This is a genomic window from Nocardia carnea (assembly GCF_029869215.1).
In the GTDB taxonomy this organism is placed as follows: domain Bacteria; phylum Actinomycetota; class Actinomycetes; order Mycobacteriales; family Mycobacteriaceae; genus Nocardia; species Nocardia carnea_B.
The window spans coordinates 1-21,428 of the sequence record NZ_JARWPM010000392.1; the positions used below are offsets into that span (position 1 = coordinate 1).

At 69.0% G+C, this 21,428-nt stretch carries 21 protein-coding genes; 5 read left to right on the top strand and 16 right to left on the bottom strand.

What is annotated here, in order from left to right; translation table 11 throughout:
• Positions 1 to 120: 120 nt before the first annotated feature.
• A complete protein-coding gene (gene ispG, locus QH276_RS28335) occupies positions 121 to 1,278 on the bottom strand; it encodes a flavodoxin-dependent (E)-4-hydroxy-3-methylbut-2-enyl-diphosphate synthase (RefSeq protein WP_280399279.1) in 1,158 nt (385 codons plus the stop codon).
• A gap of 169 nt (positions 1,279 to 1,447) precedes the next feature.
• Positions 1,448 to 1,711 (bottom strand): DUF2631 domain-containing protein, encoded by a 264-nt coding sequence (locus tag QH276_RS28340; RefSeq protein WP_280399280.1) that lies wholly within the window; start codon positions 1,709 to 1,711, stop codon positions 1,448 to 1,450.
• Positions 1,712 to 1,806: 95 nt separating this feature from the next.
• On the opposite strand from QH276_RS28340, the gene dxr reads away from it, so the two are divergent.
• From dxr to QH276_RS28355, 3 genes are all read left to right on the top strand, one after another.
• Positions 1,807 to 2,946 carry a 1-deoxy-D-xylulose-5-phosphate reductoisomerase gene (dxr, locus tag QH276_RS28345; protein WP_280399281.1) on the top strand — a complete coding sequence of 380 codons (1,140 nt, stop codon included), beginning with the start codon at positions 1,807 to 1,809 and terminating at the stop codon, positions 2,944 to 2,946.
• A gap of 125 nt (positions 2,947 to 3,071) precedes the next feature.
• Positions 3,072 to 4,274 carry a M50 family metallopeptidase gene (locus QH276_RS28350; protein WP_280399282.1) on the top strand — a complete coding sequence of 401 codons (1,203 nt, stop codon included), beginning with the start codon at positions 3,072 to 3,074 and terminating at the stop codon, positions 4,272 to 4,274.
• A gap of 38 nt (positions 4,275 to 4,312) precedes the next feature.
• Complete coding sequence (locus QH276_RS28355) at positions 4,313 to 5,062, top strand: AAA family ATPase (RefSeq protein WP_280399283.1); 750 nt, start codon at positions 4,313 to 4,315, stop codon at positions 5,060 to 5,062.
• Positions 5,063 to 5,086: 24 nt separating this feature from the next.
• Here the strand turns inward: QH276_RS28355 and lhgO are convergent, their stop codons facing one another.
• Positions 5,087 to 6,310, bottom strand: a complete 1,224-nt coding sequence (lhgO, locus tag QH276_RS28360) for an L-2-hydroxyglutarate oxidase (protein WP_280399284.1) — start codon at positions 6,308 to 6,310, stop codon at positions 5,087 to 5,089.
• Positions 6,311 to 6,329: 19 nt separating this feature from the next.
• On the bottom strand, positions 6,330 to 7,439 hold the full coding sequence (rlmN, locus tag QH276_RS28365) for a 23S rRNA (adenine(2503)-C(2))-methyltransferase RlmN (RefSeq protein WP_280399285.1): 1,110 nt from the start codon (positions 7,437 to 7,439) through the stop codon (positions 6,330 to 6,332).
• A gap of 122 nt (positions 7,440 to 7,561) precedes the next feature.
• Here rlmN and QH276_RS28370 point away from each other — a divergent pair, with 122 nt between their 5' ends.
• Positions 7,562 to 7,954, top strand: a complete 393-nt coding sequence (locus QH276_RS28370) for a LapA family protein (RefSeq protein WP_280399286.1) — start codon at positions 7,562 to 7,564, stop codon at positions 7,952 to 7,954.
• 15 nt (positions 7,955 to 7,969) lie between these two features.
• Here QH276_RS28370 and QH276_RS28375 read toward each other — a convergent pair whose 3' ends face one another.
• The 6 genes from QH276_RS28375 to QH276_RS28400 form a co-directional block, all read right to left on the bottom strand.
• Complete coding sequence (locus tag QH276_RS28375) at positions 7,970 to 8,830, bottom strand: phosphatidate cytidylyltransferase (RefSeq protein ID WP_280399297.1); 861 nt, start codon at positions 8,828 to 8,830, stop codon at positions 7,970 to 7,972.
• A gap of 569 nt (positions 8,831 to 9,399) precedes the next feature.
• Entirely contained in the window at positions 9,400 to 9,957 is a 558-nt protein-coding gene (gene frr / locus QH276_RS28380) for a ribosome recycling factor (protein ID WP_280399287.1), read from the bottom strand.
• Between the two features lie 50 nt (positions 9,958 to 10,007).
• Entirely contained in the window at positions 10,008 to 10,736 is a 729-nt protein-coding gene (gene pyrH, locus QH276_RS28385; RefSeq protein ID WP_280399288.1) for a UMP kinase, read from the bottom strand.
• Between the two features lie 257 nt (positions 10,737 to 10,993).
• Positions 10,994 to 11,818 (bottom strand): translation elongation factor Ts, encoded by an 825-nt coding sequence (gene tsf / locus QH276_RS28390; RefSeq protein ID WP_280399289.1) that lies wholly within the window; start codon positions 11,816 to 11,818, stop codon positions 10,994 to 10,996.
• Between the two features lie 147 nt (positions 11,819 to 11,965).
• Positions 11,966 to 12,790 (bottom strand): 30S ribosomal protein S2, encoded by an 825-nt coding sequence (gene rpsB, locus QH276_RS28395; RefSeq protein WP_280399290.1) that lies wholly within the window; start codon positions 12,788 to 12,790, stop codon positions 11,966 to 11,968.
• A gap of 1,713 nt (positions 12,791 to 14,503) precedes the next feature.
• Positions 14,504 to 14,659, bottom strand: a complete 156-nt coding sequence (locus tag QH276_RS28400) for a hypothetical protein (protein WP_280399291.1) — start codon at positions 14,657 to 14,659, stop codon at positions 14,504 to 14,506.
• Positions 14,660 to 14,812: 153 nt separating this feature from the next.
• Here QH276_RS28400 and QH276_RS28405 point away from each other — a divergent pair, with 153 nt between their 5' ends.
• Entirely contained in the window at positions 14,813 to 15,304 is a 492-nt protein-coding gene (locus tag QH276_RS28405) for a M23 family metallopeptidase (RefSeq protein ID WP_432278639.1), read from the top strand.
• 37 nt (positions 15,305 to 15,341) lie between these two features.
• Here QH276_RS28405 and QH276_RS28410 read toward each other — a convergent pair whose 3' ends face one another.
• The 6 genes from QH276_RS28410 to QH276_RS28435 all read right to left on the bottom strand — a co-directional run bounded on the left by QH276_RS28410 (position 15,342) and on the right by QH276_RS28435 (position 21,203).
• Complete coding sequence (locus QH276_RS28410) at positions 15,342 to 15,662, bottom strand: DUF202 domain-containing protein (RefSeq protein ID WP_280399292.1); 321 nt, start codon at positions 15,660 to 15,662, stop codon at positions 15,342 to 15,344.
• A 12-nt stretch (positions 15,663 to 15,674) separates the two neighbouring features.
• Positions 15,675 to 16,061 carry a YidH family protein gene (locus QH276_RS28415; protein WP_432278640.1) on the bottom strand — a complete coding sequence of 129 codons (387 nt, stop codon included), beginning with the start codon at positions 16,059 to 16,061 and terminating at the stop codon, positions 15,675 to 15,677.
• Positions 16,062 to 16,713: 652 nt separating this feature from the next.
• Positions 16,714 to 17,628 carry a tyrosine-type recombinase/integrase gene (locus QH276_RS28420; RefSeq protein WP_280399299.1) on the bottom strand — a complete coding sequence of 305 codons (915 nt, stop codon included), beginning with the start codon at positions 17,626 to 17,628 and terminating at the stop codon, positions 16,714 to 16,716.
• 478 nt (positions 17,629 to 18,106) lie between these two features.
• On the bottom strand, positions 18,107 to 19,342 hold the full coding sequence (gene dprA / locus QH276_RS28425; protein ID WP_280399294.1) for a DNA-processing protein DprA: 1,236 nt from the start codon (positions 19,340 to 19,342) through the stop codon (positions 18,107 to 18,109).
• Positions 19,339 to 20,847 carry a YifB family Mg chelatase-like AAA ATPase gene (locus tag QH276_RS28430; RefSeq protein ID WP_280399295.1) on the bottom strand — a complete coding sequence of 503 codons (1,509 nt, stop codon included), beginning with the start codon at positions 20,845 to 20,847 and terminating at the stop codon, positions 19,339 to 19,341. Before QH276_RS28430 ends, dprA begins: the two co-directional genes overlap by 4 nt.
• Complete coding sequence (locus tag QH276_RS28435; RefSeq protein WP_280399296.1) at positions 20,847 to 21,203, bottom strand: YraN family protein; 357 nt, start codon at positions 21,201 to 21,203, stop codon at positions 20,847 to 20,849. Before QH276_RS28435 ends, QH276_RS28430 begins: the two co-directional genes overlap by 1 nt.
• Between the last annotated feature and the right edge of the window lie 225 nt (positions 21,204 to 21,428).

The window sequence follows — 21,428 nt, forward strand, 5'->3', positions numbered from 1 at the left end:
AACCGCCGCCCATCACCCGCGCCACGGCTATCCGTAATTCCCTAAGGGGCCGGCGGGCGCGGCCGGCCATCCTCACCGGGCGGGGGCTCGGGGTGCCCGCGTGCCGCTGCCACCGGCCGGTCAGCCGACGCTGACGACCGGTTCACCGGTTCCGGCGTCCGCACCCATCTCCTCGGCGATCCGCATGGCTTCCTCGATCAGGGTTTCCACGATCTGCGCCTCGGGCACGGTCTTGATGACCTCACCCTTGACGAAGATCTGTCCCTTACCGTTCCCCGAGGCGACACCCAGGTCGGCTTCGCGGGCCTCGCCCGGGCCGTTGACCACACAACCCATGACCGCGACCCGCAGCGGCACCTCCAGCCCGTCGAGACCGGCGGTGACCTCGTTGGCCAGCGTGTACACATCGACCTGCGCGCGCCCGCACGACGGGCAGGACACGATCTCCAGTTTGCGGGGCCGCAGGTTCAGCGACTGCAGGATCTGCCCGCCGACCTTGACCTCCTCGGCCGGCGGCGCCGACAACGAGACCCGGATCGTATCGCCGATCCCTTCGCTCAGCAGGGCGCCGAACGCGACGGCGGATTTCACGGTGCCCTGGAAAGCGGGACCGGCCTCGGTGACCCCGAGATGCAGCGGATAGTCGCACTGCGCGGCGAGCTGCCGGTACGCCTCGACCATCACGACCGGGTCGTTGTGCTTGACCGAGATCTTGATATCGCCGAACCCGTGCTCTTCGAACAGGCTCGCCTCCCACAGCGCCGACTCCACCAGCGCTTCCGGGGTGGCCTTGCCGTACTTGTCCATCATCCGCTTGTCGAGGGAGCCGGCGTTCACCCCGATCCGGATCGGGATACCCGCGTCCCCGGCCGCCTTGGCGACCTCCTTGACGCGCCCGTCGAACTCCTTGATGTTGCCCGGGTTCACCCGTACCGCCGCACAGCCCGCGTCGATCGCGGCGAAGATATAGCGCGGCTGGAAATGGATATCGGCGATCACGGGGATCTGGGATTTCTTCGCGATGATGGGCAGCGCGTCGGCATCTTCCTGCCGCGGGCAGGCCACGCGCACGATATCGCAGCCCGACGCCGTGAGTTCGGCGATCTGCTGCAGCGTCGCGTTCACATCGTGCGTTTTGGTCGTCGTCATCGACTGCACGGAGATCGGGTGGTCGCTGCCCACACCGACACCACCCACCATCAGCTGACGGGTTTTGCGCCGCGGCGCGAGCACCGCCGCCGGTGCGGTCGGCATCCCCAATCCGACTGTGCTGGTCACTTTCGGCTGCCTACTTTCGTCCTGGTCCGGCCGGTCGGTGCCGAGTGTAGTCCCGCCGCGGCGGGGCGCCGCCGAGACATGGACTACACCGGCGACCGGCACCGGGACGTCACCCGGGTGTAACCCCGGCGATGCCCAGCACGGTCGGCTCAGATGGCGAAAGTGCAGGTCAGCGCGGTTTACGGCGATAGATGACGTCGTAGACGAGAATTCCGGCGAGCGTGGCCGCGAAACCGATCAGGTACAGGTTCTCGACCTGGCCGGAATGGTTGCCGATCAGCATGCCGAGCAGCGCGATGATCACCACCACCGCGGCCACCCGGAAGGTGGTGCGCGATTCGCCGCTCCAACCCCAGGCCGCCGACGGCACCTCCGCGGGGTCCACCTTGGTGACATGCTGGTCAGTGGCGGGTTCGACGTCCGTGGCGGCCACGATCGCTCCTCCTCGAGAGAACGGATACTGCCCGATATCGTGGCATACGACCGCCCGTCGTAGCCAGTAGGGTCGCGGTCGGTGACAATGGGCGGGTGTCAGATCTCCGCAGAGTTCTCCTGCTCGGCAGCACCGGTTCCATCGGCACCCAGGCACTGGAGGTGATCGCCGCCAATCCCGACCGATTCGAGATCGTCGGATTGGCCGCGGGCGGCGGGAACACCGACCTGCTGGCGGCGCAGATGGCCGCCACCGGCACCACCAACGTCGCGGTGGCCGATCCGGCGGCCGCGGCCGGACTCGGGGTACCGTTCGCGGGCCCGGCGGCGGCGACCGAACTGGTGCGCAGTACCGAAGCGGATGTGGTGCTCAACGCGCTCGTCGGTTCGCTCGGCCTGGAGCCGACCCTGGCCGCCCTGGAATCGGGCGCCACACTGGCGCTGGCGAACAAGGAGTCTCTGGTGGCCGGCGGTTCGCTGGTGACGCGGGCGGCCCGGCCGGGACAACTCGTCCCCGTCGATTCGGAGCATTCGGCGCTCGCGCAATGCCTGCGCGGCGGGCGGGCCGAGGAGGTCGACACGCTGATCCTGACGGCGTCCGGCGGGCCGTTCCGGGGCTGGACCACCGAAATGCTGGACGGGGTCAACCCCGCCGAGGCGAAAACCCACCCCACCTGGTCCATGGGTCCGATGAACACGCTCAACTCGGCCTCCCTGGTGAACAAGGGCCTCGAGCTCATCGAAACGCATCTGCTGTTCGGAATCCCCTACGACCGGATCGAGGTCACCGTGCATCCGCAGTCGATCGTGCATTCCATGGTGACCTTCACCGACGGGTCCACGCTGGCCCAGGCGAGCCCGCCGGATATGAAACTGCCCATCGCATTGGCCCTGGGCTGGCCCGACCGGGTTCCCGGCGCCGCCACGCCGTGCGATTTCCGGGCAGCCGCCACCTGGACCTTCGAACCCGTCGACGACACGGTGTTCCCGGCGGTGCAACTCGCCCGGGCGGCCGGGGAGGCCGGCGGCTGCGTCACCGCGGTGTACAACGCGGCGAACGAGGTCGCGGTGCAGGCCTTTCTCGACGGGCGGATCCGGTTCCCGGAGATCGTGCGGACGGTGGCGCAGGCGGTCCACGACGCGGATCAATGGCGCGCCGAACCCCGCGAGCTCGCCGAAGTCCTCGCCGCCGACGAATGGGCACGTGACCGCGCCCGCACCCTGGTCGCCCGGTAATCCGTGTCCCGGATAGTCGAGGCCCGCCGCGCGGGCGGTTACTGTGGATACGTGCTCGCGGCCGCTCCGGTCTCCGTGCGGGCCGGGAGAAACGATCTGCACATCGCAGGAGGGCTGTAAACCACATGCTGTTCGTGTTGGGGTTCGTGCTGTTCGCCCTCGGCATCACGATTTCGATCGCATTGCACGAATGCGGGCATATGTGGACCGCGCAGGCCACCGGTATGAAGGTGCGCCGGTACTACATCGGTTTCGGCCCGAAAATGTTCTCCTTCCGGCGCGGGGAAACCGAATACGGGGTCAAATGGCTCCCGCTCGGTGGTTTCTGCGATATCGCCGGGATGACCGCGCTCGACGAACTCGAACCCGAGGAAGTCGACCGGGCGATGTACCGGCAGGCCACCTGGAAACGCCTGGTCGTCATGTCCGGCGGGATCGCGATGAACTTCCTGCTCGGATTCCTGCTGATCGTGGTGCTGGCGGTCGGGTGGGGGCTGCCGAACCTGAATCAGCCCCCGGAAACCACCCTCGGCGCGATGACCTGTGTCGCGCCGCAGAACCCCGACGGCACTGTCGGCACCTGCACCGGAGAGGGCCCCGCCCAGCGCGCCGGATTGCAGCGCGGCGATGTGGTGACCGCGGTCGACGGTGAACCGGTCGATACCTGGAAAGAATTCCAGACCCTCACCCAGCAGCAGGACGGGCCGTTCACCTACACCGTCGAACGCGACGGCCGGACCCTGACTATCGAGGTCGTCCCGGAACAGGCGATGCGCTACCCGAGCGAGGGCGGTCCGGGCCGCGAGGTCGGCGTGGTCGGGGTCGGCCAGGAATTCTACGAACCCGTTCAGTACGACATTCTCGGCGCGATTCCCGCGTCGGCCGCGTTCACCGGCGATATGTTCATCCGCACCTTCCAATCGCTGGCCCAGATGCCGGCGAAGGTCGCCTCGCTCTGGGACGCGGTGACCGGCGGCGAACGCGACGCCGATACTCCGGTGAGCGTGTACGGCGCCAGCAAAATCGGCGGCGAAACCGCCGAACGCGGCTACTGGAATATGTTCATCCTCGTCCTGGCGAGCCTGAACTTCTTCCTCGGCGCCTTCAATATCCTCCCGCTGCTCCCCCTCGACGGCGGCCATATCGCGGTTGTGCTGTACGAGAAGATCCGCAACACCTTCCGCGGCTGGAAGGGCCTGGCCCCCGGCGCCCCCGTCGACTACCTCAAGCTGCTGCCGCTCACCTACGTAGCGGTCGTGATCGGCGGCGCGTACATGCTGCTCACTCTCGCCGCCGATATCGTCAACCCGATCAACCTCTTCCCTTGACCGCCGAGCCGCTCTCCGGGCTCGGTTAGCATCGCCGCATGCGGCGCGCACCCGGGGCCGGGCACTATCTCCAGGCCGTACGGCTCGGCTCCACTGCCGGTACAACCGGCTATCCGTACGATCTGCCCGCAGTGCGATACCTGACCCGGTCCGGGGGCCTCTCGTTACCTCCGGGCGTGACATTCCTGGTCGGCGAGAACGGCAGCGGCAAATCGACCTTGCTCGAGGCGATCGCGGTGGCCGCCGGTCTCAATCCCGAAGGCGGCAGCCAGAACTACCGGTTCGCCACTCGGGCCACCGAGTCCGAGCTCGGTGGGCACCTGGTCCTGCGCTGGGGCGTCCACAAACCCCGCAGCCGATTCTTCCTGCGCGCCGAATCCTTCTACAACGTGGCCACCGAAAGCGAACGCCTCGGACCATCGCAGCTCGCGGCGCTCGGCGGCTCACCGCACACCCGGTCACACGGGGAATCGTTCGTCGATCTGATGCGGCATCGCTTCTTTCCCGGCGGCCTTTACCTCATGGACGAGCCGGAAGCCGCGTTGTCCCCGCGCGGCTGTATGACCGCGCTCGCCCGGATCGCCGAGCTGGTATCCGAGGGATGTCAGTTCGTGGTGGCGACCCACTCCCCGATCCTGCTCGCCGTACCGGGCGCGACCATTTACCAGATCGACGAGGGCGGAACCATCGACTCCGTCGAATTCGACCAGGCCTCACCCGTCACGATAACCCGCGAGTTCCTCGCCCGGCCTCAGCACTACTTGCGTTACCTCGTCGAGGAGCAGTGAAGTCCGATTGAGGGGAACGCTCGTTCATCGATGGGGGCTCAGCGCGGCCGGGGCCTTGTCTTCGATCACATCGACGATGTATTCGGCGATCGCGAGCGAGGAAGTTGCCGCGGGTGAGGGTGCGTTGCGGACGGCGGTGATCGGGCCCAGCCGGTCGATCCGGAAATCGTCGACGAGTGAGCCGTCGGCGTCGAGGGCCTGGGCACGGACGCCCGCTCCCCCGCGCACCACATCCGCTGCACCGATCTCGGGAATGTAGCGCTGTGCCTTATGCATGTACGCACGGATCGATACCGAGCCGTACATTTCCGCGAGCCCGGTGCGCCAATGCTGCCGGGCCATCCGCCGGAAGCCGGGCCATCCCAGTGTTTTCGCCATATCCCGCGGTACGAACAGGCTACGGCGGTAACCTTCCCGCGCGAAGGCCAGGACCGCGTTCGGCCCCACCTCCACGGCGCCCGAGACCCGCCGCGTGAAATGCACACCCAGAAAGGGATACCGGGGATCCGGAACCGGGTACACCAGACCGCGTACCAATTCCCTCTTCTGCGCCACCACATCCATGTATTCACCGCGGAAAGGAACTATGCGCGGGCCGGGTTCGGCTCCGGCGAGCCCCGCAACGATATCGGCGTGCAATCCGGCACAGAGCACCACCTGGTCCGCACGCAACACCTCGTCGCCCGTACCGATTTCGACACCGGATGCGGTCCGGGTGATCCGATCGACCGGACACGACGTACGCACCGCACCGCCCATGGCCGCCAGATCCGCCGCGAACGCCTCGGCCACGCGGACGAAATCCGTGATCGCGGTATGCGGCGAATACACCGCCGCGATTCCTTCGGCGTGCGGTTCGATATCGCGGATACCCGCCGAATCCACCCGCCGCAGCCCCGGCACCGCATTCTGCGCTGCCCGTTTCTCCAAGTCCGCCAGGCGACCTGTCTCGTCGTCGTCCACGGCGATCACGAGCTTCCCGCACTCCTCGTACGGCAGATCCCGCTCGCGGCAGTAGTCGCGCAGCATCGCCCGCCCCCGGGCGCACAGGACGGCCTTCAAACTCCCCGGCTGGTAATAGATCCCGGCGTGCACGACCCCGGAGTTGTGTCCCGTCTGGTGCACCGCCACACGATCTTCCTTCTCCAGCACCACAATCCGGTCCCCCGGACGCCGGAGCCCGATCTCCCTGGCCACCGCCAGGCCCACGATTCCCGCACCGACCACGACGACCACCCGGTCGGCCATACCTTGCTCCTCTGTGCGATCAGCCCTCGGCGGCGAGCTGGCCGCAGGCGGCGGCGATCTCCTGGCCGCGGGTATCGCGGACCGTGCACGGCACGCCCTGGGCCTCGACCCGGCGGACGAATTCCCGTTCGACCGGTTTCGGGCTGGCGTCCCATTTGCTGCCCGGGGTGGGATTGAGCGGGATGACGTTCACGTGCACGCGGGAGCCGAGGGCCTTGTGCAGTTTCGCGCCCAGCATATCCGCCCGCCACGGCTGGTCGTTGATATCGCGGATCAGGGCGTATTCGATGGATACGCGGCGGCCGGATTTATCGGCGTAGTAGCGGGCGGCGTCGAGGACCTCGGCGACCGGCCAGCGGTTGTTCACCGGGACCAGTGTGTCGCGGAGTTCGTCGTCGGGGGTGTGCAGGGAGACGGCCAGCGTCACCGAGAGGTCCTCGTCGGCGAGTTTGCGGATCGCCGGGGCCAGCCCGACCGTGGACACCACCACATTGCGCTGCGAGATTCCCAGGCCGTCGGGGGCGGGCGAGGTGATCCGGCGGACCGCGTTCACCACCCGCTTGTAGTTGGCCAGCGGCTCCCCCATCCCCATGAACACGATGTTCGACAGGCGGCCTTCCCCACCCGGAACCACGCCGTCGCGAAGGTCGGCGGCGGCGGCGCGAACCTGGTCGACGATCTCGGCGGTGGACAGGTTGCGGTTCAGGCCGCCCTGGCCGGTGGCGCAGAACGGGCAGGCCATCCCGCACCCGGCCTGGCTGGAGATGCACAGAGTGGCGCGGTCGGGATAGCGCATGAGCACGCTTTCCAGCAGCGTTCCGTCGCCGGCCCGCCACAGCGTCTTACGGGTCTCCCCGGCATCGCAGGCGATATGCCGGACCGGGGTGAGCAGTGGCGGGAAGAGCGCCTCGGCGATGGTGTCGCGCACCGCGGCGGGGAGATCGGTCATGGCGGCGGGGTCGGCCTGTAGCCGGCCGTAGTACTGGCGGGCTATCTGATCGGCCCGGAACTTGGGCAGGCCGAGTTCCGCCATGGCGGCGCGACGCCCCTCGGCATCGAGGTCGGCGAGGTGGCGGGGCGGCATCCCGCGGCGGGGTGCGTCGAAAACCAGGGGCAAGGGGGCGGTCATAGTCCTACCAGTGTGGCATCCGGCCCGATGTGACCAGCGACAAGCCACCGGTGCAGGCGGCACGACCGACGGACTGACCGGAAATCCGTGCGCCGGCGATAGCTGTCGGCAATCATCGACGTATGGCGACCCCTGATGATCGAATCCCGGAGACCGGGCCGGTGCCCGGCACGCAGCCACCGATCGGGCAGCCGGGCGAACCCGCCGGCGGTAAACCGGCACCCCCTCCCACCGGCCGGAAAACCGCTCCACCGGGCCGCAAGCGCAAGGACGTGGGCAAATCGCGGGTCGGAATCACCTGGATCGCGCTGATCGTGGCCGCGATCCTCGGCATCATCCTGCTGATATTCATCATCCAGAATTCCGAGGACGCCAACGTCGAGCTGCTCTTCTGGAACTTCTCGCTGCCGCTGGGCGTGACCATCCTGCTCTCGGTGATCGCCGGAGCGCTGGTGATGGCCCTGGTCGGCGGTGTCCGCATCATGCAGCTGCGCCGCGCGGTGCACAAGAAGTAAGCCGGGCGGCGCCGCTCAGACCAGAGTGCTGAGCACCAGCCAGGAGACGAAGGCCGACGGCAGCATGGAATCGAGCCGGTCCATGATGCCTCCGTGGCCGGGCAGCATGGTGCCCATATCCTTGATGCCCAGCTCGCGTTTGATCTGCGATTCGATCAGATCGCCCAGGGTCGCGATCACCACCAGACCCACACCGAGCACCACCCCGATCATGGAGTTCGCTTCCAGCAACAGGGTCACGGTGAGCAGGCCGCCGATGATCGCGAACACCAGCGACCCGCAGAAACCCTCCCAGGATTTCTTGGGGCTGATCGAGGGCACCATGGGGTGGCGGCCGAAGAGAACACCGGCCACGTAGCCGCCCACATCGGAGCACACCACCAGGATCATGAAGGTGAGCACCCGCAGATTGCCGTCCGGATCCTCCAGCAACAGCAGAACCGCGAACGAGGCCAGCAGCGGAATCCAGGCCAATGTGAACACCGTGATCGCGGTATCGCGCAGGAAGTTGCGGGGGGCGGTGTGCAGGCCGTGGTCGAACAGCCGCCAGACCATACAGGCCAGCGCGGTCGCCGCGAACGATCCGGCCACCCCGCCCGGCCCGAACGGCCAGCCCAGCCAGAACACCGCCTGACCACCGAGGATCAGCGGGGTGCGGGGAACCAGCACATCCGCTTCCCGCAGCCGTTTGGCCACCTCCCAGGTGGCGATACCGACGGCCACACCGGCCACGCCGATGAACACCTTGGGGATGAACAACAGGATCGCGATGAGCGAGACCCCGAGGGTCAGGCCCACCGCGAGCGCCGCCGGGAGGTTCCGGCCGGCGCGCGACTTCCGTGGTGCCGGATCGGCGGGCGCACCGGTCGCCGCCACATCCGCGGGCGATCTCGACGGCGCAGCACCCGTGGGGACCCCGGCCGATCCAGCACCCGCGGGGGCAGCCGGCGGTACGGCCTTCCCGGCGGCGCCCGGCGGCACGGCCGCCGCAGCGATATCGTCCGGTGCGGAATTCCCGTGTGGACCGGCGGCCGCACCGCCCGCAGGCGTACCGGGCGACACCGCCTCCGCGGAGGTACCGGTCGATGGGTCGCCGGTGGGCGCACCGGCGGCTGCCGATGTCGGTTCGGATATGCCCTCGGCCGGCGGCTGCGGTCGGGCCGCACCGGTCGCGGCGGCTTTCTCGGCCACGATTGTCCCGTCGCTCAACTCGTCGTCGTTCCGTTCGTTCCCACCCGAAGCGGGCGTTGCTCCGCTGTTCTCATTGTGCGTCAATCCCCGGGCCGGTGGCCCGGGGGTGTGCGCCCTCCCGGCGTCGGCACGACACCGGATTCCGCCCGGCACCCACCGCTCGTGCCACTCACGGACCCTGCACTCGCACCGCACCCGATGCGAGAGCGCAACCTACCCCACCGCCTCGGCGGGGGGTACCACCCCGAGACCGGTCAGACCTCGAGTAGTTCGGATTCCTTGTGCTTCACCAGTTCGTCGACCTGGCCGACGTAACGGGCCGTGGTCTTGTCCAGTTCCTTCTCGGCCCGCCCGACCTCGTCCTCGCCGGCCTCACCGTCCTTCTGGATCCGGCCCAGCTCTTCCATCGCCTTACGGCGGACGTTGCGGATCGAAACCTTGGCGTCCTCGCCCTTCTGCTTGGCCTGTTTGACCAGTTCGCGGCGGCGCTCCTCGGTGAGCTGCGGGATGGTGATCCGCAGGATGTCACCGTTGTTCGTCGGGTTGACCCCCAGATCCGAATTACGGATCGCGGTCTCGATCGGCCCCAGCTGCGCCTGCTCGTACGGTTTGACCACCACCATCCGCGGTTCCGGCACGGTGATACTCGACATCTGGGTGATCGGGGTCGGCGAGCCGTAATAGTCCACCACGACCCGGGCGAACATCCCCGGGTTGGCACGCCCGGTCCGGATGCTGCCGAGATCGTCCTTCGCCACCGAGATAGCCTTTTCCATCTTCTCCTCGGCGTCGAAGAGCGCTTCTTCAATCACGACCGTTCCTCCACTGCGTCGTCATCGTCATGACCCGCGGGCCCGCGGTATCAGGATCGAACCAATGTGCCGATCTTCTCACCGGCCACCGCCCGGGCGATATTGCCCTTGGTCAACAAATTGAACACCAGGATCGGCATCTGGTTGTCCATGCACAAACTGAACGCCGTCGCATCGGCGACCTTCAGATCGCGTTCGATCGCTTCCTTGTGTGTGATCTCCTGGAACATGCTGGCGTTCGGGTTCAGCCGCGGATCGGCGTCGAACACCCCGTCCACCGCTTTGGCCATCAGCACCACATCCGCACCGATTTCCAGGGCACGCTGGGCGGCCGTGGTATCGGTCGAGAAGTACGGCATGCCCATCCCGGCGCCGAAGATCACGACGCGACCCTTCTCCAGATGCCGCTTGGCACGCAACGGCAGGTACGGTTCGGCCACCTGCCCCATGGTGATCGCGGTCTGCACGCGGGTGTCGATCCCCTGCTTCTGCAGGAAGTCCTGTAGCGCAAGGCTGTTCATGACAGTGCCGAGCATGCCCATGTAGTCCGAACGCGCACGCTCCATTCCGCGTTCCTCGAGTTCGGCGCCGCGGAAGAAGTTTCCGCCGCCGATCACCACCGCGACCTGTACCCCGGTGGCCACGACCTCGGCGATCTGCTCCGCCACGGTTTGCACCACATCGGGATCCAGCCCCACGGTACCGCCGCCGAACATCTCACCACCCAGCTTCAGCAGTACCCGGCGATATCCTGGGCGGTCGGTCCCGGGTTCCATCATCGGCTGGCGTCTCCTTCGGCGATCGGCGGTGCTCGGTGGGTCGTGCTCATGGTGCGGGCCGGGACTTCTTCGGTACCGCCCGCTTCCGACTGGCCCGGGCGCGGCACGCGGCTACCTGGCAGGGCCAACACAAGGCGGCCTCTATCCTGCCCTACTCCCCCACGGCGGCGGTACGAGGGGGCGGCCGACGTCGGAAAACACCCCTTCAGCACGAAACCCCCGCCGCAGCGCCTGCGACGGGGGTTTACGGGAACGGGTCAGGCCTGGCCGACCTCGAAGCGGGCGAACCGGGTGACAGTGACCCCGGCCTCGTCCAGCAGCGCCTTCACGGTCTTCTTGTTATCGGTGACCGACGGCTGCTCGAGCAGCACGACATCCTTGAAGAAACCGTTCACGCGGCCCTCGGTGATCTTGGGCAGCGCGGCCTCGGGCTTACCTTCTTCGCGGGCGGTCTGCTCCGCGATCCGGCGCTCGTTCTCGACGATATCCGCGGGCACCTCGTCACGGGTGACGTACTTGGCCTTGAGTGCGGCGATCTGCATGGCGGCACCGCGGGCGGCCTCGGCGGCGGCATCGCCGGAACCGGTGTACTCGACCAGCACACCGACGGCCGGCGGCAGATCCGACGCCCGCTTGTGCAGGTAGGTGGCAACCGGGCCGTCCAGGGAGACGACGCGGCGCAGTTCCAGTTTCTCGCCGATCTTGGCGGCCAGCGCCTGCAGCGCCTCGTCGACGGTCGAACCGTCGAGAGCCACGGCCTTGAGCGCGTCCACATCGGCCGGTTTGGCGGCCGCGGCGGCGGCGACGATCTTGTCGGCCAGCTCCTGGAACTCCGCGTTCTTGGCGACGAAGTCGGTTTCGGAGTTGATCTCGACCATCACGCCGTCCTTGGCGATGACCAGACCCTCGGCGGTGGTGCGCTCGGCCCGCTTGCCGACATCCTTGGCGCCCTTGATGCGCAGCAGCTCCACGGCCTTGTCGAAATCGCCGTCGGTTTCGGCCAGCGCGTTCTTGCAGTCCATCATTCCGGAGCCGGTGAGCTCCCGCAGCCGCTTCACGTCAGCGGCGGTGTAGTTCGCCATCGGGGGCGAGCCTCCTTCGAGAAAGTCAGGTACCGGTCAGCGGTGGTCACGACTCGTATGCCGCGACCACCGCTGTGGGAAATTCGGGTTCGGCGGCGCTCACCATGGCAGTGGCCGGTGAGCGGCGGCCGAACACGGGGTTACGACTCAGGCCTCGGCCGGAGTCTCGGCGGGCGCCTCGGCCGGGGCCTCGGCACCGGGCGCGGCCTGCGCCAGCAGTTCCTGCTCCCACTCGGGCAGCGGCTCGGCGCCGGCCTCGGGCTTGTCGTCGCCGCCGGAGCGGCCGGCCCGGGCCTGCACGCCCTCGGCCACCGCGGAGGCGACGACCTTGGTGAGCAGGGCGGCGGAACGGATCGCGTCGTCGTTACCCGGGATCGGGTAATCGACCAGATCGGGATCGCAGTTGGTGTCCAGGATCGCGATGACCGGGATGTTCAGCTTGCGAGCCTCGCCGACGGCGATGTGCTCCTTGTTGGTGTCGACGACCCAAATGGCCGAGGGCACCTTCTGCATATCCCGGATACCGCCGAGGGTGCGGTCCAGTTTGTTCATCTCACGCGTGAGCATGAGGATTTCCTTCTTGGTGCGACCCTCGAAACCACCGGTCTGCTCCATGGCCTCGAGTTCCTTGAGGCGCTGCAGGCGCTTGTGCACGGTGGAGAAGTTGGTGAGCATGCCACCCAGCCAGCGCTGGTTCACATACGGCATACCGACCCGGGTGGCCTCGGCCGCGATGGACTCCTGGGCCTGCTTCTTGGTGCCGACGAACAGGACGGTACCGCCGTGGGCGACGGTCTCCTTGACGAATTCGTAGGCCTTGTCGATGTAGGTCAGCGTCTGCTGCAGATCGATGATGTAGATACCGTTGCGGTCGGTGAAGATGAACCGCTTCATCTTCGGGTTCCAGCGACGGGTCTGGTGCCCGAAATGCGCGCCGCTGTCGAGCAGCTGCTTCATGGTTACGACAGCCATGGCTCTCGTACTCTCTTTCGTTGCCGGTTGTCGCAGCAAGCCGGCGGCCTGCTGCCCTGGCACCACAAAACGTTCGGACCCGATCGTCGATCAGGACCAGCCGAGACGTCCCCTGTTCCGGAATCGCGCCGCCGGCGGTGGCTCCGCGAGGAGCGCGTGGCGGGCAGCGCCGTGATGAACAAGCACGGTGGTGCGCGAAGTCGGTCGGTGCCACGCAGTTACCTGCGAACATAGACCGCTCGGCCAGTTTACGGCGTGGGCTGCGGGAATCGGAAATCGGCCGGTCGCGCGGACTTGGTGGTGGTGGCCGCGGCGGGTCGTTCGAAATGCGTTTTGTTCACAGCAGGCGAGTTATCCACAGGTGCCGGAATTGCGGGTTCCGGACGACATCCGTCGCGGGCAGGCTGGGAATATGACCGCTGACGACCTGATTACCGGCACGGATACCGGCCACCGTGGCCCGGCCGCGCTACCGCCCGCACCGCGCTGCTGGCCGCATATCGCCCGAAAAACCCGGGCACCGGCGCCACGGGCGAAACACCACGCACAGCTCCCGGCACCGTGGCCGCGAAGATCCCCGGCATCCGGAGCGCACAATTCCGCCGGACGCGACGAGCACCACCGGATTCCGTGCCGGTCCGGCACGCGCTACCGGCCCGGTGCGCGCAACCCGGCAATGCGGCCCGGCAGCGGCCCGCGGATCGTCGGCCACGGCTGGCGCGCCGAAACCTCGCATCGGGCGGGCGTTCACCGACCGGCCGGAGCGGGTGCATGGTCTGCCGGCGGCCAGGACTCGCGGCGGGCGGGGCCCGATTGTCCCGAGCAGGCCGCCGCCGGTCCCGGTGCTCTCGAGCGGCGCGCGCGGCGATACGACCGTCGGATGGCGCACGGTTCCGGCCGTACCGCGCGGCACACCGAGCCGTATCTCGCGCTCGGCGCGTCCGGGTCGCAACATCCGATCCCGGGGCGCACGACGCGCTACCCCGCGGTGCGGCCCGGCAGCACGGATCTGCCGTCGCCCACCACGGCCCCGTTCGCGCCCGGCCGCCGGGCCCGCCGCTCGGCGGTCCGCAACCCGATCCGCCGAACCGCACCCGAAGACCGGGCCCGGGGCACCGCTGGGCATCCGGAGCTGCGGACCGATCACTGGTCACGGCACGATCCGGCGCCGTTGGCCGACCCGCGAACAGGCCCACGAACGGCACGATTGCCGGTGACTCAGGCCTGCGCCGAGCACGCGAACTCGGCCGCCCTGCCGCCCGGCACGTACGACAGACGCGGACGTTGGAGCACACATTCGCGAAGGTGCAGCGTGGCCCCGACCCGGCCGACGCACGCGGGGGCAGATGCGCTCCGGCAACCGCCGGATTCCCGGCGAAAGATCGTGGGCTCGGTCGCCCCGCGGCACCGGCGGCATATGCCGAGGCCGCGCCGGCGTTCCGGTGCGCTGATCGGGGCCGCCCTCACGACAGTGATCGTCGCCTTTCCACTGGGCCCGGGGAGTACTGCCACGGCTCATTCCGGTGACCGATCCGGGGTCGCGCAGGCACGCACCGGAGTTTTCTCCGCCGCCCGGAACCCCTCGGATACCACCGGCGGCATCCTGCCGCGGTTACTGCTCCCGGCAGGCGGTGATCCGGCCGGCGGGACGGTGACGGCTCCCCCGCCCGACCTGCCGGCACCGGCGGCGCGAACCGGTTCGGGTTCTGCCCATCACCCGCCGCGCGGGGCTGCTCCGGCGGCGAAGTCACCTTCGGGGTCGGCAACGAGCCCACCCGCGGAATCGGGTCCGCGTTCGAGGCCCGCGGCCGGCTCGGCCGCCGGATCGGCGGCGGCTCTCGGATCGGCGTCCGCTGTCGTCCCGCTCATCGGGGAGGTGCTGCGCGCGCTGATCCGGCTGGCGCCGCTGCTGGGGCCACCGCTCTGCCCGTGCCCGCGTGACAGGCAGTAAGGGCGGCGGGGGGGGGGGGGGGGGGGGGGGGGGGGGGGCGCCCCCCCCCCCCCCCCCCGGCCCGGTCGCTCATGGGATTGCTGGTGCTGGCCGTGATGGTCCAGCCCGGTACCGCCGGGGCCACGCCGGATACGCCGTTCGGTTGGCCGCTGCGGCCGCGGCCGGCGGTCGAACGGCATTTCGATCCGCCCGAGCAGGATTGGCTGCCCGGGCATCGCGGTGTCGATCTCACCGGAACACCAGGACAGCCGGTGTACGCCGCGGGCCCCGGCGCAGTGATCTTCGCCGGTGACGTCGCCGGTAAACCGGTGGTGTCCATCAGGCACGACGGGGACTTGCGATCAACCTATGAACCAGTGGAAGCGGAGGTCACCGTAGGTAGCAGGGTCGCCCGGGGTACGCGGATCGGTGTGCTGGTCGCGGGACATGCGGGCTGCGCGGCGACCTGCCTGCACTGGGGCGTCCGCCGCGAAGGTTCGGGCCGGGCGAAACGTGAATATCTGGACCCGCTCGGCCTGCTCGATCTCGCCCCGATCAGGCTGAAACCGGTCCGAGCGCGGTGAGCGCACCCCGGCGCGACCACGGCCGTTGACCGGTCCGCTATCCGGCGCCCGGCGTGAACACAGTGAATATGGTGGTGATCACCACGGCGAACACCACCGCCAAGGCTGTCCCCAGCACGGTCCTCGCTCCGGGAGTGCGCCCACCTCGGTGCAAGCAGAGATTCCGCCGGTACCCCAGCGCCGCGACGGCCAGGAGCACCAGGCCGGCGAGACCGGGGACCAGCGCGGCGGTATCCCAGCCTGCTTCCAGAACCGCCCGAAGCAGCAGAAGCGCGACGGCCACCGTGCCCAGGCACGTGCGCCGCCACGACAGGGCGGTGCGTTCCGCGGCCAATCGGATCTCGGTGGGATCGGGCATGATCTCCCCAGCTCAGTGCAGCAGGATGGCCACGCAGGCCAGCACGGCCACGAATGCGGTTCCGGCGGAAAGTATCGGCACGAGCACCGTTCCGGGGAGTGGCCGGCCCTCGTCCATGGCAACCCGGATCCGCCGCCAGTGCAGGTACGCACCCACCGCCACCAGCAGCGACAACACCAGGCAACTCACCGCCAGCGCTGCCCGGAAATCGGTTTTCCAGTGCTCCACAACTACGGTGTGTACCGCGACCCCACCCGCGAGCAGGCCGAGCGACGTGCGGATCCATGCCAGGAAGGTCCGTTCGTTGGCCAAGGTGAACCGGTAGTCGATCGGCGCGGGACCGGGTTCGGCGACCTCACCACCGCCCGATTCGCGGACTCCACCCCGCAACGGGCTCATAGGACATCTGCGCAGGTCGTGGTTCGCACGCTCGCCTCCCGCTCCCTCGTTCGACCACAGCCGGATGGCTCCGTAGGCCAGCGTATAGCCGGCTGCCTCCCCGCCGGTATCGACTCCACATCGCCGGAGGTCTTCGTTCGCTGCGAGGGACAGACAAGGCAGCACGCCGACCGCCCGGCCGATGGGCGCCGTCATCGGCCACCCGTTACCGAGGCCGGGCGGGCCTGCCACTCCAGGCATCCACTCACCCGGCATATCCGGCATTCCTCGAACCGATGTCCCGCGGCGACGCTCGCTCGAGACCCCTGTTTCCCGGGCGTGCCCTAGGCCGGCGCGGAGACCGATTTCCCGATGCCGACGAGTTGAGGGTCCCCGCTTCCTTGGAGGGCCCGCTGTTCCCCTGAGCCTGGCCTGCCTCCGAAATCGCACTGTGAGCGCCGCAACGCCCGGCGTAGGCCGGGAATCTTCAGCCATGCTGCCGTGAACCCGAGCACGCAGACGACACAGCGGTCCACGACCATGACTGCTCTCGCCGTTCGGCACCCAAATACAGCGCCGACCGCCGGTAGACGGGCGGACGGGATCATATGGTGTTGCGCTCGCCGGATGGTTCGTGTCGGTATCGGTCGGCGCAGGGATCCCGTGCTCGGCGTTACGCCCGGGGATGGGCCTGGTCGTGGGCCCTGCGGAGGCGGTCGATGGACACGTGCGTGTAGAGCTGGGTGGTGGCGAGGCTGGCGTGACCCAGAAGCTCCTGCACCACCCGTAGGTCGGCACCGCCTTCGAGAAGATGGGTGGCCGCCGTATGCCGGAGACCGTGCGGGCCCATATCCGCCGTACCCGGGACCGCGGCTACCGCGGCGTGCACCACAGACCGGGCCTGCCGCTGGTCGAGGCGCCGGCCGCGCCGGCCGAGAAGCAGGGCACGGCCCGATTCCGGGGTGGCCAGCAAGGGCCGGCCGTGGTGCAGCCATCGGTGTACCGCGTCGTCGGCGGGCAGGCCGAAGGGCACCGAACGTTCCTTACGGCCCTTGCCGAGTACCCGCACGACCCGGCGTTCGCGGTCCACATCGTCGATATCGAGTCCGCACAGTTCACCGACCCGGATACCCGTGGCGTAGAGCAATTCGACGATCAGCCTGTCTCGTAAGGCCATCGGGTCATGCTGCGCCGCACCGGATTCCACTGCCGACATGATCCGCCCCGCCTGTTCCTGCCCCAGTACCGCGGGCAGGCTGCGATGCGCTTTGGGCGCCGCCAAGCGCAGACCCGGGTCGCGTTCGAGCCGGCCGGTATGGGTGAGCCAGGCGGTGAATGCCCGGGCAGCGGAGGCACGCCGGGCCATACTGGTGCGGGCAGCGCCTTGTTGGGCATGCACGGCCAGCCACGAACGCAAGGTGGTCAGATCCAGTTCACGCAGCGAGGCATCGGCGGTCTGCCCGACCAGATGCCGCAGCAGTGACCGAGTATCCCCGAGATAGGCACGTACGGTGTGCGCCGACCGATTCCGGCCGAGCTCCAGATATCTGCCGTATTCGGTCAGTAGCGCTTCCAGGTCCTCGGGCAGTTCCACCCCCCAACCGTCGCCCGCGGGTCCGTACCGCGCAAGCCCACGCGCCGCCACAGCGCCGGTATCCGGACTCGTCTCGGAGCACCCACCCCACACGTCACGGCGCCCATATCCGCACCGACCGCACCCTTGGACTTCGCCCACGGCCCAGCCACACCGTCTCCATCGCCGTTCGCAGACATGGTGCCGCGCACCGAGAATCCGACGCAATGCCGCAGGTTCGAAGCGATCCCACAATCGCGCAGCCGATGAACAGCGCATGTGCGGCGGCGGGCGGAGATGCCGCAGCGGTACTAGTCGGCGTCGCGGATCGGCATACTGCCGGTTCCTGGTAGATCGGCGGTTCGACCGCTGCGATCCACCGAGCAGGCCGTGGCATCTCCGGGAATGGAACCTGTTGACCAGTTCGCCGATCCGACCGGCAGGGTTCCGCTGACCCGATTGCGGCTGTGTATACGCGCTCCGCGTTACCGGCTCACTCGGGTTTCTCCGGCGCCGGGCCGGTACCGCCATTCGCAGCATCCCCGACCGGCTTTTCGGGACCACTGTGGTGTCGATACCACCCCGACCCGCCGCTGCCGGCGAGCCCGGCCAGATCGAGTGCGGCCAGGGCGGCACGAACCGCCGCGATATCCAGCCCGGTTCCGGCGCACAACTCGTGGGGCCAGCATCCGCCCACACCGGGCAGCGCGGCGTAGACGGCGGCCTGTGCATCGGGGAGCTGGTGCGTCGTGGGTGATGCCGTATCCGCTACCGGCAGGTGCAGCGGCGCGGCATCCGCCAGGATGTCCTCCACACTGCTGACCAGCGTGGCTTCCCCGTCGCGAATCATCCGATGGCAGCCCGCGGACGCAGCGGAGTCCACCGAACCGGGGACCGCCAAGGCCGGGCGGCCCATCCGGCGCGCCCATTTCACCGTATTGCGGGCACCGCTGCGTACCCCGGCTTCGACGACCAGCACCCCGTCGGAGAGGGCGGCGATGAGCCGGTTCCGGGCCAGGAAGTGGTGTTTGCGGGCTACGGTTCCCGGTGGGTACTCGCTGATCACCAGGCCGGTCTCGGCGATGCGGTCGAGGAGGCGGTCGTGCTGGGCCGGATAGGGCCGGTCGACGCCGCAGGCCAGGACCGCGATGGTGGCGCCGCCGACCGCGAGGGCGGCCCGATGGGCCATCCCGTCGATACCGAAGGCCGCACCCGAGACCACCGTCCAGCCGCGGGCCGCGAGCTCTCCGGCCAGCGCACCGGCAGCCCGGTCGCCGTATCCGGTACTGCAGCGGGCGCCGACCACCGCCAGCGATCGTTCGGTCAGTTCGGTCAGACTGCGATTCCCCCGTACCCAGAACACCAGTGGCAGTGCGCTGTCGGGATCCCGTCCCGGCGGCAGCTGCGCCAAGCCGAGCATTCGCCAGGCCGGCCACTCCGGATCGTCGGGAGTGATCAGCCGGCCACCCAGTGCCGCCATCGTTTCCAGGTCCCGGGCGGCCAGATCCTGTGTGCGGCGCTGCGCCGTGGCCGTGTACAGCACCTGCGGCAGTTCCCGTTCCCGCACCGCGCGCGCCGCCTCGAGTACGCCGACCGAATCGATCAGCGCGCTGAGCGCCGGGCACGGGCCGAGCACCACCCGGGACAGATAGGCCCAGGCGAGCTGTCGGCGGCCGGAATCATCGGCGACCCCCTGCGGCGCCGGTGTTCCGGGCTCGCCCGGCGTCACTGGGTGCCCCGCTGCCGGAAGTTGAGCGCCTGCATGACGTCGTGCGCCGTGGGCACGTCACCGCCCCGCAGATCACAAATCGTCCAGGCGACCCGGAGCGCGCGATCGGCGCCCCGCGCCGATATCCGCCCCAGCCGCAGCGCCGCCTCGACCGGCGCGGTGGCCTCACCGGGTAGCACAAACTGCCGCCGCAGCATATGGCCGGGCACCTCCCCATTGGTCCGCCAGCCGAATTCGCGCCAGCGCGCCGCGGCTGCCGAGCGGGCGGCCGTGACCCGCGCGCGGACCGTCGCGCTGTCCTCGGATTCCGCGGCCGCGAGCCCGGCGGCCGACATCGGATGCATCTGCAACCAGATATCGATGCGGTCCATCAGGGGCCCCGACAGCTTGCCCAGATATCGGCGCCGGGCCAGCGGCGCACAGATGCAGTCCACATCGCGGGCAGGGGCGCACGGGCACGGATTGGCGGCCAAGATCAGCTGGAACCGGGCCGGAAACCGCGCGACCCCGTCGCGCCGGGCGATCCGGACCTCTCCCTCTTCCAGCGGCGTACGCATCGCCTCGAGCACCTTGGCACCTATTTCGGCGCATTCGTCGAGGAAGAGCACGCCCCGGTGGGCCCGGCTGACCGCTCCCGGCCGCGCCGAGCCCGATCCACCGCCGACCATGGCGGTGACCGAGGTCGAATGGTGCGGCGCGACGAACGGGGGTGTGGTGATCAGCGGTTGTTCGTCCGAGAGGGTGCCCGCGACCGAATGGATGGCGGTGACCTCCAGCGCTTCGTTGTCCGACAGCGGCGGCAGGACACCGGGTAGCCGCTGCGCGAGCATCGTCTTCCCGATACCGGGCGAGCCCGTCAGCAGCAGGTGATGACCGCCCGCCGCGGCCACCTCCAGCGCCCAGCGGGCCTCGTGCTGGCCCGCGACATCGCGCAGATCTCCGACCGGCGGAATCTGGCGCGGCGAGAGCGGCCCCGATTCGGCGAGTTCTCGCTCACCCCGTAACCAGTCGAGGGCGGCGCGGAGGGTCGGCGCCCCGAGCACCCGGATTCCGGCGACCAGCCCCGCCTCGGACAACGCCTCTTCGGGCACCACCGCGGTTTTCCGTCCCGCCCGGCGGGCCGCGAGCACCGCGGGCAGAATGCCGCGCACGCGCCGCAACCGGCCGTCGAGCGCCAGTTCTCCGAGCAGCACCGTTCCGGCCAGCCGGCTCGACGGCACGATATCGGCCGCATCCAGTACGGCGACGGCGAGGGCGAGGTCGTACACCGACCCCACTTTCGGAAGGGTCGCGGGTGAGAGCGCCAGGATCACCCGGCCGTCCGGCCATTTCTCGCCGGTATTGGCCACCGCCGCCCGCACCCTGTCCCGCGATTCCTGCAGGGAGGTATCGGGGAGCCCCACCAGGTGCACCGAGGGCAGGCCCTGCCCGATATCGGCCTCGATTTCCACGACCTGTCCGTCGATCCCGCGGACCGCGATCGAGCAGGCCCGGCCGAGCGGCATCAGAACACCGCCTCGAGGTGCTCGATCACCGGTTCGGCTGTCCGCGACAGCAGCACCGAGACCACATCGAAGCGGATGCGCTGCCACGGACCGTCCTGTTCGGTGAGCCAGAGCAGCGCCAGCCGGCGGATCCGCCGCTGTTTCTCATAGGTGACCGCTTCGGCCGGGCTCCCGAAGCCGACACCCGACCGGGTTTTCACCTCGACGAATGCCGTGACGCGCCCGTCCCGGACGATCAGATCCAGTTCGCCGTACCGGCACCGCCAGTTCCGGCAGACGATCTCCATCCCGGCGGCCTGCAGATACTGCGCCGCCAGTTCCTCCCCTTGTGCGCCGAGCGCCGTGTTGTGTGCCACCCGCCCAGCATCAGTCCGCCGGTACGGCGGCGAGGCAGTGCGACCTGCGGAAACTGCTGCCCTGTGGACAACCACATCCTGTGGACAAACCGGAATCGGACCTGGTCACCGGTGAACACGCCCGGAGGGCGCGTCCTGGTCGCGGGGCGGCGGCCCCGGCCGCAGCCCCCGCACCCCCCCCCGCACGCACCCCCCCCCCCGCCCAAGCAGACCGACGCCCCCACC